Source organism: Arthrobacter sp. 05T423 (assembly GCF_056396245.1).
This window is the reverse complement of the sequence record NZ_JBFTLC010000001.1, coordinates 184,597-199,378: the sequence shown is the minus strand read 5'-3', so window position 1 is coordinate 199,378 and position 14,782 is coordinate 184,597. Positions and strand designations below refer to the sequence as shown.

Genomic DNA, 14,782 nt, shown 5'->3' with positions numbered 1-14,782 from the left:
CAATGACTGAAACTGTCTGGGCGTCGGACGGCAGCAACCTGGTGGTGCACGCGGATAACGCGGACTTCCTCCCCACGCTGCCGGACGGCGCCTTCACACTCATTTACGTGGACCCGCCCTTCAACACCGGCCGGGCCCAGCAGCGCCAGGAAACCAAGATGGTGCTGAACGCCGGCGGCGACGGCGACCGGGTGGGCTTCAAGGGCCGCTCCTACGACACGATCAAGGGCGCCCTGCACCGCTACGACGACGCCTTCAGCGACTACTGGTCCTTCCTTGAGCCACGCCTCGTGGAAGCCTGGCGGCTCCTGGCCGACGACGGCACCCTGTACCTGCACCTCGACTACCGCGAGGTGCACTACGCCAAGGTCATGCTGGACGCCATCTTCGGCCGTGAATGCTTCCTCAACGAGATCATCTGGGCCTACGACTACGGGGCCCGCGCCAAATACCGCTGGCCCACCAAGCACGACAACATCCTCGTGTACGTCAAGAACCCGGCCAAGTACCACTTCGACAGCGCCGAGGTGGACCGGGAGCCCTATATGGCCCCGGGGCTCGTTACCCCGGCGAAGCGTGAGCTGGGCAAGCTGCCCACGGACGTCTGGTGGCACACCATCGTCTCCCCCACGGGCAAGGAAAAGACCGGCTACCCCACCCAGAAACCCGAGGGCCTGGTGCGGAGGGTTGTGGCGGCGTCGAGCCGCCCTGGTGACTGGTGCCTCGATTTCTTCGCCGGCTCCGGCACCCTCGGCGCGGTGGCTGCCAAGCTGGGGCGCAGGTTCGTCTGCGTGGACCAGAACCAGCCTGCCATCGACGTCATGGCCAAGCGGCTCGGTGCGCACGCCCAGATTGCCTCCTACCCGCCCAAGTAGGGATGCACCCCAACCAATACGGGATTTAGCGCACGACGGCGGTTCCCGTGCCCAGCCCCTCGATCTGCTCGAACACGTCTGGCGCGGTCAGGTTCTCGCCCAGCCGGTTCGGCTTGCCCAGGCCGTGATAGTCCGAGGACCCCGTCACCAGGAGCCCGTGCCGGGCAGCCAGTCTCCGCAGGAACTCCCGGCCCTCCTCCGGGTTGTCCCGGTGGTTGACCTCCAAGCCGGCCAGGCCGGCGTCGATCATGTCGTGGTACGTGTTTTCACCCACCACGCGCCCGCGCGCCGAGGCCACCGGATGGGCAAAAACGGGAACCCCGCCAGCGGCCCGGACCAGTTCGACGGCGAGGGCCGGATCAGGCGCGTAGTGCTGTACAAAGTAGCGCGAATGGGACGTGAGAATCGAGGTGAAGGCCTCGGAACGGTCCGCCACCACTCCAGCCGCCACCAGGGCGTCAGCGATGTGCGGCCGTCCCAGTGTGGCCCCCGGCGCCACGTGGTGGATCACGTCGTCCCAGGTCAGGGGGTAGTCCTCCGCCAGCAGCGTGACCATGCGTTCGGCGCGGGTGAGGCGAGCCTCCTTGGCCTTCGTGATTTCCTCGAGCAGGCCCGCGTGCGTGGGGTCGTGCAGGTAGCTCAGGAGGTGGACGCTGATCCCGTGCTCCGTCCGGCACGAAATCTCCATGCCGGGCACCAGTGCCACCCCATTGTCAATCGCCGCCCGCGACGCTTCCTCCCAGCCGTCCGTAGAGTCGTGGTCCGTCAGGGCGATGACGTTCAGGCCTGCCGCCGCCGCGGCCGCCATGACCTCCGCCGGTGTTTCCGTGCCGTCGGAAATATTCGAGTGGGCGTGCAGATCTATCCTCACCAGCCCAGCCTAGTAGATGGCGCGCCGATGTGGCCGGGATGAGCGCGATTCTCCCTCCCGCGCCGATGCTGGCCCACGCCGCCAGGCTGGTGGGGCGGCCCGGCTGGTGAGTCCATGGCACTGGTGAGACTATTGGACGGTGAACGATGCAGACAACACCCACAACGGTGAAAACACAGCTTCCCAGCCCTTGGAAGAGCGCGTCAACAACCGCTCCCAGCGGCCCAGTTCCGCGGCTTTCAAGGCCTTCATGGCCAGCAACTGGGCACCCGCGCCGCAGGTGACCCCTGAACGGGACGCCGTGGCCGGCCACGCCGCGCGAAGGCGCCGGGCCATCTCCGACCAGTTCAAGGGCGAACGCCTCGTGGTTCCCGCCGGCCCCCTGAAGGTCCGCTCCAACGACTGCGACTACCGTTTCCGGCCGCACTCCGGCTTCGCCCACCTCACCGGCCTCGGCCTGGACCATGAGCCCGACGCCGTGCTCATCTTCGAACCCGTGGGGGAGGGAAAGGGCGACGACGGCGGCAGCCACCGCGCCACGCTCTACTTCCGGCCGCTGGCCGGCCGGGACACCGAACAGTTCTACGCCGACGCGCGGTCGGGCGAGTTCTGGATCGGGGCACGCCCCACGCTGGCCGAGTTTGAGGCGCGGCTCGGGATTCCGACCGCCCACATCGAGGAACTCGAGGTGGCCGTCACCAAAAACGTCGGCGCCCCCGAAATCGGCGGCATTTCCATCCGCCTGGTGCGCAAGGTGGACGACAACATCGACGCCCTCGTGGACACGGCGCGCTACAACACGGCCAAGGACCCGGACAACCTGGACCTGGGCGTGCTGGACGCCCTCGACGAGAAGCTCTCCGAGGCACTTTCCGAGCTGCGCCTGACCAAGGACGAGTGGGAAATCGAGCAGATGCAGCTCGCGGTGGCCGCCACTGTGGAAGGCTTCACCGAAGTGGTCAAGGCCTTGCCCCGCGCGCTGACGCACTACCGCGGCGAACGAGTGGTGGAAGGCGCCTTCTTCGCCCGCGCCCGGGAGGAAGGCAACGAGCTTGGTTACGACACCATCGCTGCGTCCGGAAACAACGCCACCGTGCTCCACTGGACGCGCAACACCGGCAAGGTCAACGCCGGGGAGCTTCTCCTGCTGGACGCCGGCGTGGAGGCCGATTCGCTCTACACGGCGGACATCACCCGCACTCTTCCGGCCAACGGCAAGTTCTCGGACGTGCAGCGCAAGATCTATGAAGCAGTCCTGGACGCGGCCGACGCCGGCTTCGCTGCAGCCCAGATCGGCGTGAAGTTCCGCGACATCCACACGGCCGCAACCACGGTCCTCGCGGAGCGCCTTTCCGAATGGGGCCTGCTTCCGGTCTCCGTCGAAGAGGCCATGGGCGAGGACGGCCAGCAGCACCGGCGCTGGATGCCGCACGGCACCAGCCACCACCTCGGACTCGACGTCCACGACTGCGCCCAGGCCAAACGGGAACTCTACCTCGACGGCGTGCTGCGGGAGGGCATGGTCTTCACCATCGAACCGGGCCTGTACTTCAAGCAGGAAGACCTCGCCATCCCCGAGGAGTACCGCGGCATTGGCGTGCGTATTGAGGACGACATCCTGATGACTGCCGAGGGGCCGGTGAACCTCAGCGCGGCGCTCCCCCGCACCGCGGACGACGTCGAGGCCTGGATGGCCGGCATCTACCAGGAGACGGACGCCCAGGGATAATCGTCCGGAAGCACCGCATAAAAGGGACGGCCACCGGATCATCCGGTGGCCGTCCCTTGTGGCGTGTGCGCTACTGCTGCTGCCCGTCCCGGCCCTGGTCGGCCTGGCCCGGCTCCACCCGCACGCCGTACTGCGGGCGGCCGTCCGGCAGGTCCGGGTAGCGGACGGACGACGGCGGGCGCTGGCCGGTCGCGGGTCCGCCCTCTGCGCCCTGGTCCTGCTGAGCGGCGCCCTGCTGCTGATTGGCGCCGTACTGCTGGTTTGCTCCGTACTGCTGGTTTGCGCCGTGTTCCTGGTTAGCACCGTATTCGTGGTTAGCACCGTACTGCTGGTTAGCACCGTACTGCTGGTTGGGGTCCTGTGGCTGGCCGGCCTGGGCGTGCTGGCCGGCACCGTGCTGGGCGCCGGCGTCCTGGCTGCGCTGGCCGTACGGGTCGTTCCACCCTGCTGGCCGCTGCGGCGCCTGCCCCTGGGCCTGGTCCGGGCCTTGGTGCCGGCCCGGCTGCTGGTAAGGCTGGTTCTGGTAGTCGTGCTGCTGCTGATACTCGTGCTGGGTGGGCGACGCCTGGCGCGCACCCGCAGAGGCGTCCGACGGCGTCATCGGGAGCTGCTGGAGCAGCCGGCGCGCCTCGTGGGCCGCTTCGAAGGCCACGATGACGTCGTAGTTGGTGGCGACCACCTGGCTGGTGGACGTGAAGTCGCGCTTGCCTCGCTGCATGGCGTAGGTGACGATGCCAAAGAGCATGAAGAAGGCCGCGCCCATCAGCACAGAACTGATGATGGAGAACGTCCCCCCGGCAGGAGTGAAGAAGGACAGCATGACGCCGACGAACAGGCCGAACCACATGCCGCTCAGGGCACCGGAGAGCGCCACCCGCGGGTAGCTGAGGCGCCCCGTCACCCGCTCCACCATCTTGAGGTCGTTACCCACGATGGACACCAGGTGCACCGGGAACTGCTGGTCGGCGAGGTAGTCAACGGCCTTCTGGGCGTCCAGGTAGGACGTGTACGAACCGACGGTATCCCCGGTGGGGACCGTCTTCGATTCGTCCGAGCCGTTGGGGCCGCCGGCCCTGGGAGCACCAAAAATGTTTGACATGTCTCCATTCTTGCCCATAAGCATGGGTGAAAGCTGAAAATTCAGCTAAAAGAGAGCAGACTCGGTAGCCTGTAGAGGTGAGCACGAATCCTACCCGCGTCTTTGTTGCGCGCCTCCTGGGACTGGACGTCTTCGACCCCCTGGGCGACCGTCTGGGGCGGTTGCGTGACGTCGTCGTGCTCTCCCGCGGAACCCGGGGAGCCCCGCACGTGGTGGGCATCGTCGTCGAAGTCCCCGGCAAGAAGCGCGTCTTCGTCCCCATGACCCGCATCACCTCCATCGACCAGACGCAGGTTATCTGCACCGGGCTGGTCAACCTCCGGCGCTTCGAACAGCGCGGCGCCGAAACCCTGGTGGTGGCCGAAATGTTCGACCGCCGGGTCACCCTCACCGATGGCAGCGGCGACGCCACCATCGAGGACATTGCCATGGACCAGCACCGCTCGGGCGACTGGTTCGTGAGCAAGCTGTTCGTCCGGCGCGGACATTCCCTGGCTCCCCTGAGCAGGCTGCGCCGCAACGAGACCATGATCATCGACTGGGCCGACGCACACCAGGGGGCCAAGACAGAACCGCAGGCCGCCACCCAGTTCGTGGCCAACCACGAGGACCTCAAGCCCGCGGACTTCGCCGAGGCACTGCAGGAAATGAGCGACAAGCGGCGCTTCGAGGTGGCCAGCGAGCTGCAGGACGAACGGCTCGCTGACGTCCTGCAGGAGCTTCCCGAGGACGACCAGGTGGAAATCCTCTCCGCCCTCGACGTCCAACGCGCCGCCGATGTCCTGGAGGAGATGGACCCCGACGACGCCGCCGACCTCCTCGGCGAACTCCCGTCCGCCCAGGCGGAGGAGCTCCTCCAGCTGATGGAGCCCGAAGGCGCCGAGGACGTCCGCCGCCTCCTCGAATACGACGAGGACACCGCCGGCGGCCTCATGACCCCCGTGCCCGTGATCCTGCCGCCCGAAGCCACGGTGGCAGAGGCCCTCGCCCACGTCCGTCGCGAGGAACTCTCCCCTGCCCTGGCCTCGTCCATCTTCATCGCCCGTCCCCCGCTGGAAACCCCCACCGGCCGGTTCCTCGGCGTGGTGCATATCCAGCAGCTGCTGCGCTTCCCGCCGTTCGAGTCGTTGGGCAACCTCGTGGACAAGAACCTGGAGCCGCTCTCTGACCTGGCCCATATCAGCGAAGTGGCGCGAACGCTCGCCACGTACAACCTGAACTCGCTGCCGGTGGTCAACCAGGCCGGCCGGCTGGTGGGAGCCGTGACCGTGGACGACGTCCTGGACCATCTGCTGCCGGATGACTGGCGGGCAAACGACGGCGAGGCCCCGGTCAGGAAGCTTGGTGGCCGCATTGGCTGAGAACACGGCAAAGGCAACCCGCCCTGGCGGAAAGCAGCCCGCACAAGGAAGCCTGGACACGCCGCTGAGCGGCCGCCAGCGGATGCTCCCCAAGTTTTCGCCGAACCCCGACGCGTTCGGCCACGCCACGGAAGGCTTCGCCCGCTTCATGGGCACGCCGCAGTTCCTGCTCTACATGACCGTGTTCTGTGTGTTCTGGCTGGCTTGGAATACCTTCGCGCCCGCGGCCTGGCAGTTCGACAAGGTTGAGCTCGGGTTCACCCTCCTGACACTGATGCTGTCCCTGCAGGCCTCCTACGCGGCCCCGCTGCTGCTGCTCGCGCAGAACCGCCAGGACGACCGCGATCGCGTGTCCCTTCAGCAGGACCGCCAGCGCGCGGAGCGCAACCTGTCGGACACCGAATACCTCACCCGGGAACTGGCCTCGCTGCGGATCGCACTCCGTGAAGTGGCCACCCGCGACTACGTCCGGGCGGAACTGCGCAGCCTGCTGGAGGACTTGCTGGAGGCCCAGGAGGAGCTCCGCACGCACGAGCCTTCCGGGCCCGGAAGCCACGAATCGCCGCACGAACTGGTCCGGGAAAAGCTGAAGGAGAAGCGGGAGAAGCAGCGCAATCCCCGCACCCAGCAGATCCCCAAGGTCAAGTCTGAAAAAACGCGGCAGGGCCGGGCAGCCCACCGACCCACCTCTCCCGAAAGCTGAGCACCACAGCATGAGCAGCACCCTCCTTCAGGCAGTCAACGCTGCCCTGACAACCGTCATCGACCCGGAACTCCGGCGCCCCATCACCGAACTGGGCATGGTAGACTCCGTGGAAATCTCCGGCGACGGGACCGTCCGCCTGGCGGTGCTGCTCACCATTGCCGGCTGCCCCCTGCGCGAGACCATCACCAGGGACTCCGAGGCCGCCCTGCTGGGCGTTCCGGGGGTTAGCGCCGTCGAGGTGGATCTGAAGGTCATGACCCAGGCGCAGCGCGACGCACTGAAGGAGCAACTGCGCGGCCCCGGCGGCCAGCGCGGCATCCCCTTCAACCAGCCGGGGTCCCTCACGAAGGTGTATGCGGTGGCGAGCGGCAAGGGCGGGGTGGGGAAGTCCTCGGTGACCGTCAACCTCGCCTGTTCCCTCGCGGCCCAGGGGCTGCGGGTGGGCATCGTGGACGCGGACGTGTACGGCTTTTCCGTGCCGGCGCTGATGGGGATGACCCAGGCCCCCACCCGCGTGGACGACATGATCCTTCCGCCCGTGGCCTACGGCGTGAAGGTCATTTCCATCGGCATGTTCGTCACCGGCAACCAGCCCGTGGCCTGGCGCGGGCCCATGCTGCACCGGGCGCTCGAGCAGTTCCTCACCGACGTCTACTTCGGCGACCTTGATGCGCTGTTCCTGGACCTGCCGCCCGGCACCGGAGACATCGCCATCTCGGTGGCGCAGCTCCTTCCCAAGGCCGAGATCCTGGTGGTCACCACTCCCCAGGCGGCCGCGGCCGACGTCGCAGAGCGTGCCGGCGCCATCGCCACCCAGACCGGTCAGACGGTGGCCGGGGTCATCGAGAACATGTCGTTCCTGGAAATGCCCGACGGCGGGCGGATGGACCTGTTCGGCAGCGGCGGCGGGGAGGTGCTCGCCGAACGGCTCAGCGCTTCGACGGGCACGGACGTGCCGCTGCTGGGCCAGATTCCGCTGGACATTCTCCTGCGCGAAGGCGGCGACTCAGGCAAGCCCATCGTCCTGGGCGGCCCTGACACGCCGGCCGCGGCGGCGCTGTCCGGCATCGCCGGGAAACTTGCGGCCAAGCCGCGGGGACTGGCCGGGATGAGGCTGGACGTCCAGCCCCGCTGATTGTCCAGGGCCTGTGGTTAAGCCCGCCGGTGGTTGAACCTGTACGAAACCCGCCGGACTGAGCCAGTGGGAAACCCGGGCTAGGTGCGGGCTAGGTGGCTTCGGAATCGAAGGGCGCCCGCTCGCCCACGCCCAGGCTTTCGATGATGCGGGCCGGCCGCTCCTCGGCGGGGGAAGCGGCGGCTGATGCGGCCGCGGCTACCGCCACCGGGCCACCGGCACTGACCGGCTTGGTGTCGTCGTCGAGGAGCGCTTCTTTGATGATGCGCCGCGGATCGTACTGGCGGGGATCGTATTTCTTCCAGTCGACGTCATCGATGTCGATGCCGACTTCTTCCTTGATCTGTTCCCGCGCACCAGAGGCCATCCGGCGCACTTCACGGACCAGGTTTGAGAGTTTCTGGGTGTATTCGGGCAGCCTCTGGGGGCCGATCACCAGAATGCCGATGAGCAGCAGAAGCAGAAACTCCGGGCCGTTGATTCCAAACACTTTAGGAAGATTACCCTCTCCGGGGAGGCACTGACGATTTCGACCCCGCCAGCGCCCGCTGGCGGCTGGGTGCAGGGTCCGGGAAGCGTCTCAATGCCCCCACTCGCGGGCTATTTTCCGGAGTCCGCGTTCGACGCGTTCGATGACATTTTCCTGTGCCGATCCCTGTGCTGCTGGGCCGGCTCCCTGGGCCGTCCCGGCGGCAAGACCCGGGGCCGGCGCKCTTCCGGCATCCGCAAGCATCGCTACGGCGTCGTCGGCAGAGCTGGCGGGCAGGTCCGACACGTAGGTGAAGGTGCTCTGCGGCGTCTGGTAGATCGCGCTCCACGGCGGCCCCGCCTTAACCCAGACCCGGCCGTTCGGCGTCGCGCCCGGGACCGCAGCGGACACGAAACCGTCGCTGCCGGCCGGGTGGCCGGTGAGCGGGTTGACCGGCCATGGCGCGGCCGGTGAACCCTGGTGCTGTTCCAGGATCCGCGCCGTGTGCTGCCCGTCGGTAAGGCGAAGTTCAACGGTGGGCCGGCCGGCAAGCACCGTCGTACTGGCGGAAACGAGGTGGAAGCCCATGGCGCGCAGTTCGGGACAGGTCCAGCCGGAGGACCGCAGCGCGGCGAGGCGGCTGTCTGTTCCGGCGGAATGCCCGGACTGGCCGTAAAGGGAAGCAGTGCCCGCGGCGGCGTACTGCCTGGGTTCGCCCGCAACCGTGTAGGCTCCGGCGGCGACGGCTCCGGCCGCCACCACGGCCACTCCGCCGGCCAGTCCGGCCAGCATTACCCGGCTGGGCCGGTAAACGGGGGCGGGAGCCATCGCCAACTGCTGGGTGCGGAGCAGGAGCCGGGCCGTCAGCTCGTCGCTGGCGGCGGGGACTGCGGCAGCGCGGAGGCGCTCAATGTACTGGCGCTGCCGGTGCAGCGCGCTGGCACATTCGGGGCACGCGCGGATGTGGTCCGCCGTCTGCGGGTGCCGTCCGCCGGCAGCCGGCAGGAACGCTGTCCTCTTCCTGAGCCCCTCCAGCAAGCGATGTAGCTGACGCATGTCGCCGATCAGAGAGCGCCGGCAATGCGGGGCATCTTCAGGCGCGGCTTGCGCGCCTGAAGCGGGCGCGGGTCCCGGTGGGCGAGCTTTTCGCGCAGCATGGTCCGGCCGCGGTGGATGCGTGAACGCACCGTGCCCAGCTTCACACCCAGGGCCTCGGCGACTTCGTCATAGGACAGCCCCTCAAGGTCGCACAGGACCACAGCGGCGCGGAAGTCCGGCGGCAGTTCCTCCAGGGCGGCCTGGACATCGAGGTCCAGGTTGTTGAGTTCGAAGCTTTGCTCGGGGCCAGGCTCGTGGCCGGGCAGCCGTGATTCGGCATCCTCGGCCAGCGCGTCAAAGCGGATGCGGCTCTTTCGGCGCGCCTGGTCCAGGAACAGGTTGGTGGTGATGCGGTGCAGCCAGCCGTCCAGGGTTCCCGGTTTGAAGTTCTCGAGGGAACGGAAGACGCGGACAAACACCTCCTGGGTGAGGTCCTCGGCGTCGTACTTGTTACCGGTGAGCCGGTAGGCGAGCCTGTACACCTTGGCGGAATGGTTGGTGACCACTTCCTCCCATGTGGGCATGGCCCACTCGGCAGCTTGCTCTTCTTTTGCAGGGACAGGTGCCGCAACGGATGCTGACATCGTCCACTCCCCTCGTGGATGTAATAACGCCTGACGTGCTTTACATCATTGGTTCGGCGCCGATCACCACTTGGATGAGCGGACTATTATCATGTCAAAGTTCGCTGGGAATTTCCTGATGGCGGAGCCCCTCTTTGCTGAAAGCGCAACTCCGGGCCGGCCTGCGTTACGGCAGTTTCTTTCTTAGCCACCGGCAGTTCGACAGTATCCGCCATCACAGGCGCCCCCGCTGTCACTTGCCGCTCGGGCGCCGTCCAACCAAGTACGCTGTAAGAACATGCCCCCTGCCGCCCAGAAAGCGAAATCCATGAGCGCCGATAAGTCCACGAGCTGGTCCTATGCAGAAGATCTGCCTGCCGAGGATGAGGTCCTGCTGCGCGCCCGTGAGCGTTCGTTCGAGCTGGGCGTGACGCCTATCGGCCGTGGCGTTGGCGCGGTGCTCACAGTGCTGGCGGCGGCATCCAAAGCCCAGACCGCCGTCGAGATCGGTACCGGCGCGGGAGTCTCGGGTGTGTGCCTGCTCCGCGGCCTCGGCCCGCAGGCCGTGCTCACCACCATCGACGTTGACGTCGAGCACCTGAAGGCGGCCCGGGAGGCGTTCCAGGAGTCCGGCAGCCCGGCCAACCGCACCCGCACCATTTCCGGCCGCGCCGGTGATGTCCTGCCGAGGCTCACCGACGCCGCCTATGACCTCGTCTTCATCGACGGGGACAAACCCAATTTTCCCCGCTACGTAGAGCAGGCCGTGCGTCTGCTCAAGACCGGCGGCCTGCTGATCGTCAATGACGCCCTGGACAAGGACAGGGTCTCTAACCCGGCCGCCCGGGATGCAACTACCGTTGTGCTGCGCCAGGTGGGCAGGGCCGTGCGCGACGACGACCGGCTGGCTTCCGCCATGCTCCCCACCGGCGACGGGCTGCTGGTAGCGGTAAAGAAATAGGCCGGACAAAAGCCAGGAAAAGGGCAGCGCCAAAAAGGGCGCAGAAGAGGCAGGGCCCGCAGCCTTCCGGCTGCGGGCCCTGCCTGCAAATTATTCGGTGACGCCGACGAGGCAGTCTTTGAGGTTGGCCGCCTCTGTGGCATTGAGTTCAACCACGAGCCGGCCCCCGCCTTCGAGCGGCACACGCATGATCAGGCTGCGGCCCTCCTTGGTTACTTCCATAGGGCCGTCGCCGGTGCGTGGTTTCATAGCCGCCATGAGGAATATCCCCTCCAGTAGTCCCAGGACCGAGCAGCCCGGCCGGGCTGAGTCCGCGTGGTCAAAATAAGCCGCTGTGGCGGTCCTTTCGGCAGCCGCCATGGCTGAACAAGCCGAATACTTTTTGTCCCTGCTTAGTACCTATTATCCTGTAATTACCCGTCTGTAGCTAATCGATGGACAATTCGGCCACGTGGGCATTTGTGCGCCATTCTGCAGGCTGATCTGGGGAAACCCGGGGCTCGTTACGGCGGATAATCCCCTCCGCCCGGCAGCTCGGCCCATGCCCACAGCCACACGACCCACACGATCTGCAGCAGGATGAACATCGTGATGACGGCGCCGCGGTAGGCCCTCGACCGGGAAACGAGCGCGGCAGCCAGGGCCAGTGGAAACAGGGGCAGCAGCATGCGGAAGGTGCTGGTCTGCGGGTGCAGGAACACCGCGAGGTACCCCATGTAGCACAGGCACCAGAGCCGGAGTTCCATCCCCAGCCGGCGAACCGGCGGGGAGGCCATAAACAGCGCGAACAGCGCCACGAAGACGAACGGCGCGACGAGACCCAGCACGGGCCCGAACAGCAGGACGCCGGCGTCGAACCAGGGCTTGAATGGCACCAGGTCGTCCCCGCGCCATACCGTCTCGGTCTTGGTGTACGCGGCGATGTCGCCGGTGGCCGCCCACGCGATGGCCGGCCAGGCGAGGGCGCCTGCACCACTGACGGCCGTGAGCCCACCGAGGGACCACAGCTCGTTCCGGCTGTGGATCGGGCGCCCCCGGGCCGCCAGTCCGTGGTTCCGTGCCTCGAACCAGGCCTCCCCCGCGCGGTACAGGAACAGGATCCCGAGGGTCGCCGCAAACGGAACACCCGTGGGCCGGGAAAGGCACATGGCCAGAACCACGGGAACGGCCCACAGGTAGTGCCGCCGGACCACCAGCAGCAGCGCAGCAGCCAACAGCAGGAGGTTCAGCGATTCCGCGTAGGGCACCTGGAGGACAGGCGAGACGGGAAAAGCGGAGAAGAACGCGACGCCCCAAAGGGCCGGCCAGTGGGATGCCCTGGTGCGGAACAGCAGGTAGACCACCAGCGAGGCCGCCAGGCCGGCGAGCATCGCGATCAGGGTGAGGGCGGCGGCGGGGGTGATACCGGTGGCAGAGGACAGCATCCGGCCGAGCGTTGGAAACAGCGGATAGAAGGCCCAGGTGTTCTCCTGGACGTTCCCGGCAGCATCCACCGGCAGTTCCGACGGGTAACCGCCGGTCATGACGGACTCGTACCAGCGCGCGTCCCAGATGTTGATGAAGTTCCAGTAGTCCGGCTTGGCCGGGAACCAGGGGTTGAATCCCTGATGCAGGGCTGCGGACATGAAGACGCAGGCGCTGACCAGCCGGGCCGTCACGTAGACCCCGGCCACCTGGGCCCACCACGGCCAGCGGACGAGGCGGCTGCCGAGCCGGGCCGCCGCGGACCGGAACGCAGCGTCCAGCCGGGTCCCGTGTTTTGACGACGGGGATTCGGCGGTTGCGGGCGGCGGCACCGGTGAGCTCACGTCCGGTCCTCGGCAACGGGCTGTTCGGCGGCAGTCAATTGTCCGGCAAGGGCGCTCAGCTGATCCCGCAGGCGTTCTATCTCAGCGTTCCTGGCCGCCAACTGGTCGCGCAGGTCGTCCAGCACCTGGTCCACCTGGTCCATCCGGTAGCCTCGCAGCCCCAGCGCAAACCGCACATGGTCGACGTCGGCCGGTGTTGCGTGGTCGGGAAGCAGCACCGGCGGCAGGGAGGCCACGGGTTCATCGAAGCCGTCGTTGAAGCCGTCTCTTGCGAGGGGCACGCCGCCGCGTTTCCTCGGCAGCATGCCCGCCCCGAGGTCGGTCCCGATGAGGGCGGTGGCTCCAATCAGGACGATGGCGAGGAAAACGAGGAAGAAACTCACATCACCAATCGTGCCAGACGCAGCCCCGCGCGCCGCCGCTCCTGATCCCCTGCTGCCCGTGCCGCTCTACTCGGGCCGCTGGTCGCCGTTGGTGGACGGGGTCCGGACGTGGCCGTGGAGGACAAGGTTCACGGCCTCCTCCGGGCTGTCCACCACCTGGATGAGGTCTAGGTCCTTCTCCGAGACCATTCCTTCTGCCACCAGGGTCCCCTTGATCCAATCGATCATCGGCCCCCAGAACGACGCCCCCAGCAGGACGATCGGGAACGAGGTCACCTTCTGCGTCTGTACGAGGACCATGGCCTCGAAGAGCTCGTCAAGGGTGCCGAGGCCGCCGGGAAGGACGATGAAGCCCTGGGCGTACTTCACGAACATGGTCTTCCGCGCGAAGAAGTAGCGGAAGTTGATGCCGAGGTCCACCCACTGGTTCAGGCCCTGCTCGAACGGGAGCTCGATGCCGAGGCCGACGGAAACACCGTTGCCTTCCACGGCTCCCCTGTTGGCGGCCTCCATCGAGCCGGGTCCGCCGCCGGTGATGACGGCAACGCCGGCTTCTGCCAGTTGGCGGCCCACTTCGACGCCCATGTCGTAGAAGACGCTGCCGGGCTTGGTGCGGGCCGAGCCGAAGACGCTGACCGCCTGGCCCAGGTCAGAGAGCGCGCCGAAACCTTCCACGAACTCGCTCTGGATCCGCATGACCCGCCAGGGGTCCGTGTGGATGAAGTGGCCGGGACCCTTGGTGTCGAGCAGTCGCTGGTCCGACATCTCCACCGCAGCCTGCTTGCGGCGCAGCTCGAGAGGCCCTTTCCGGCGGGGCTGTACTGATTTTGAGGGATCTGCGTTGATGCTCATCCCCCAAGGCTAACCTGCTGACCTGCAGGTATCTCTTGAATTACGATCAACGGGAAGTTGGAGTGATTGCGGTCATAACCGGGCAATGTTCGCTAGATTCGTTCTTATGACTACTCAACTGCCAGGCGACGCACTCGTCTCCCTGAATGCCGTTAACAAGCATTACGGTCAGCTGCACGTTCTGAAGGACATCAATCTCCAGGTCCGCAAGGGCGAGGTGGTTGTGGTCATCGGCCCCTCAGGCTCCGGCAAGTCCACCCTGTGCCGCGCCATCAACCGGCTTGAAACCATCGACGGCGGCGATATCGCCATCGACGGCAAGCGGCTGCCTGAGGAAGGCAAGGAGCTCGCCCGGCTCCGCGCCGACGTCGGCATGGTGTTCCAGTCCTTCAACCTGTTCGCACACAAAACCATCCTGGAGAACGTGACGCTTGGCCCCATCAAGGTCAAGGGCATCTCCAAGGCTGAGGCGGACAAGGAGGCCATGGCCCTGCTCGAGCGCGTGGGTGTGGGCCACCAGGCGCCCAAGTTGCCGGCGCAGCTCTCCGGCGGCCAGCAGCAGCGTGTGGCCATCGCCCGTGCGCTCGCCATGAAGCCCAAGGTCATGCTGTTCGACGAGCCCACGTCCGCGCTCGATCCGGAGATGATCAACGAGGTCCTGGATGTCATGATCCAGTTGGCCAAGGAGGGCATGACCATGATCGTGGTCACCCACGAGATGGGCTTCGCCCGCAAAGCCGCAGACCGTGTGGTGTTCATGGCGGACGGACAAATCGTGGAGGACGCCACGCCCGAGGAATTCTTCACCAATCCCCAGAGCAGTCGCGCCAAGGACTTCCTGTCCAAGCTGCTCACGCACTGACAGCCGGCAG

The 14,782-nt window shown here is 66.8% G+C and carries 16 protein-coding genes; 7 read left to right on the top strand and 9 right to left on the bottom strand.

Going from position 1 to position 14,782, the window contains the following annotated elements; all coding sequences use genetic code 11:
* The first annotated feature begins 2 nt into the window (after positions 1-2).
* A complete protein-coding gene (locus tag AC1DFE_RS01005) occupies positions 3-875 on the top strand; it encodes a DNA-methyltransferase (protein ID WP_476904064.1) in 873 nt (290 codons plus the stop codon).
* A 25-nt stretch (positions 876-900) separates the two neighbouring features.
* Here the strand turns inward: AC1DFE_RS01005 and AC1DFE_RS01000 are convergent, their stop codons facing one another.
* Complete coding sequence (locus AC1DFE_RS01000) at positions 901-1,746, bottom strand: PHP domain-containing protein (protein ID WP_476904063.1); 846 nt, start codon at positions 1,744-1,746, stop codon at positions 901-903.
* Between the two features lie 139 nt (positions 1,747-1,885).
* Between AC1DFE_RS01000 and AC1DFE_RS00995 the strand changes: the two genes are divergently transcribed.
* Positions 1,886-3,475: an aminopeptidase P family protein gene (locus tag AC1DFE_RS00995; protein WP_476904062.1), complete on the top strand. Its 1,590-nt coding sequence runs from the start codon at positions 1,886-1,888 to the stop codon at positions 3,473-3,475.
* A gap of 70 nt (positions 3,476-3,545) precedes the next feature.
* On the opposite strand, the gene AC1DFE_RS00990 is transcribed toward AC1DFE_RS00995, so the two are convergent.
* Positions 3,546-4,574: a YflT domain-containing protein gene (locus AC1DFE_RS00990; RefSeq protein ID WP_476904061.1), complete on the bottom strand. Its 1,029-nt coding sequence runs from the start codon at positions 4,572-4,574 to the stop codon at positions 3,546-3,548.
* 77 nt (positions 4,575-4,651) lie between these two features.
* On the opposite strand from AC1DFE_RS00990, the gene AC1DFE_RS00985 reads away from it, so the two are divergent.
* The 3 genes from AC1DFE_RS00985 to AC1DFE_RS00975 are packed head-to-tail and all read left to right on the top strand — an operon-like array spanning position 4,652 to position 7,776.
* Complete coding sequence (locus tag AC1DFE_RS00985) at positions 4,652-5,935, top strand: magnesium transporter MgtE N-terminal domain-containing protein (protein WP_003805129.1); 1,284 nt, start codon at positions 4,652-4,654, stop codon at positions 5,933-5,935.
* Positions 5,919-6,638: a DUF1003 domain-containing protein gene (locus tag AC1DFE_RS00980; protein ID WP_476904060.1), complete on the top strand. Its 720-nt coding sequence runs from the start codon at positions 5,919-5,921 to the stop codon at positions 6,636-6,638. The genes AC1DFE_RS00985 and AC1DFE_RS00980 overlap by 17 nt, the downstream gene beginning before the upstream one ends.
* 10 nt (positions 6,639-6,648) lie before the next feature.
* Positions 6,649-7,776 (top strand): Mrp/NBP35 family ATP-binding protein, encoded by a 1,128-nt coding sequence (locus AC1DFE_RS00975; RefSeq protein WP_476904059.1) that lies wholly within the window; start codon positions 6,649-6,651, stop codon positions 7,774-7,776.
* Positions 7,777-7,867: 91 nt separating this feature from the next.
* On the opposite strand, the gene AC1DFE_RS00970 is transcribed toward AC1DFE_RS00975, so the two are convergent.
* The 3 genes from AC1DFE_RS00970 to sigE all read right to left on the bottom strand — a co-directional run bounded on the left by AC1DFE_RS00970 (position 7,868) and on the right by sigE (position 9,927).
* Positions 7,868-8,266 (bottom strand): twin-arginine translocase TatA/TatE family subunit, encoded by a 399-nt coding sequence (locus AC1DFE_RS00970; RefSeq protein ID WP_476904058.1) that lies wholly within the window; start codon positions 8,264-8,266, stop codon positions 7,868-7,870.
* Between the two features lie 90 nt (positions 8,267-8,356).
* Positions 8,357-9,301 carry an anti-sigma factor gene (locus AC1DFE_RS00965; RefSeq protein WP_476904057.1) on the bottom strand — a complete coding sequence of 315 codons (945 nt, stop codon included), beginning with the start codon at positions 9,299-9,301 and terminating at the stop codon, positions 8,357-8,359.
* An 8-nt stretch (positions 9,302-9,309) separates the two neighbouring features.
* A complete protein-coding gene (sigE, locus tag AC1DFE_RS00960; protein WP_476904056.1) occupies positions 9,310-9,927 on the bottom strand; it encodes an RNA polymerase sigma factor SigE in 618 nt (205 codons plus the stop codon).
* Between the two features lie 307 nt (positions 9,928-10,234).
* On the opposite strand from sigE, the gene AC1DFE_RS00955 reads away from it, so the two are divergent.
* On the top strand, positions 10,235-10,867 hold the full coding sequence (locus AC1DFE_RS00955; RefSeq protein WP_102973821.1) for an O-methyltransferase: 633 nt from the start codon (positions 10,235-10,237) through the stop codon (positions 10,865-10,867).
* Positions 10,868-10,957: 90 nt separating this feature from the next.
* Here the strand turns inward: AC1DFE_RS00955 and AC1DFE_RS00950 are convergent, their stop codons facing one another.
* The 4 genes from AC1DFE_RS00950 to AC1DFE_RS00935 form a co-directional block, all read right to left on the bottom strand.
* Complete coding sequence (locus AC1DFE_RS00950; protein WP_003805139.1) at positions 10,958-11,125, bottom strand: DUF3117 domain-containing protein; 168 nt, start codon at positions 11,123-11,125, stop codon at positions 10,958-10,960.
* A gap of 245 nt (positions 11,126-11,370) precedes the next feature.
* Positions 11,371-12,612 carry a hypothetical protein gene (locus AC1DFE_RS00945; RefSeq protein WP_476904367.1) on the bottom strand — a complete coding sequence of 414 codons (1,242 nt, stop codon included), beginning with the start codon at positions 12,610-12,612 and terminating at the stop codon, positions 11,371-11,373.
* A 59-nt stretch (positions 12,613-12,671) separates the two neighbouring features.
* Positions 12,672-13,058, bottom strand: coding sequence for a DivIVA domain-containing protein (locus AC1DFE_RS00940; RefSeq protein ID WP_476904055.1), 387 nt, complete (start codon positions 13,056-13,058; stop codon positions 12,672-12,674).
* 66 nt (positions 13,059-13,124) lie between these two features.
* The gene (locus tag AC1DFE_RS00935) at positions 13,125-13,910 is read right to left on the bottom strand and encodes an LOG family protein (RefSeq protein WP_476904054.1); all 786 of its coding nucleotides are present in this window, start codon (positions 13,908-13,910) and stop codon (positions 13,125-13,127) included.
* 106 nt (positions 13,911-14,016) lie between these two features.
* Here AC1DFE_RS00935 and AC1DFE_RS00930 point away from each other — a divergent pair, with 106 nt between their 5' ends.
* Entirely contained in the window at positions 14,017-14,772 is a 756-nt protein-coding gene (locus AC1DFE_RS00930) for an amino acid ABC transporter ATP-binding protein (protein ID WP_476904053.1), read from the top strand.
* The last annotated feature ends 10 nt before the right edge of the window (positions 14,773-14,782 follow it).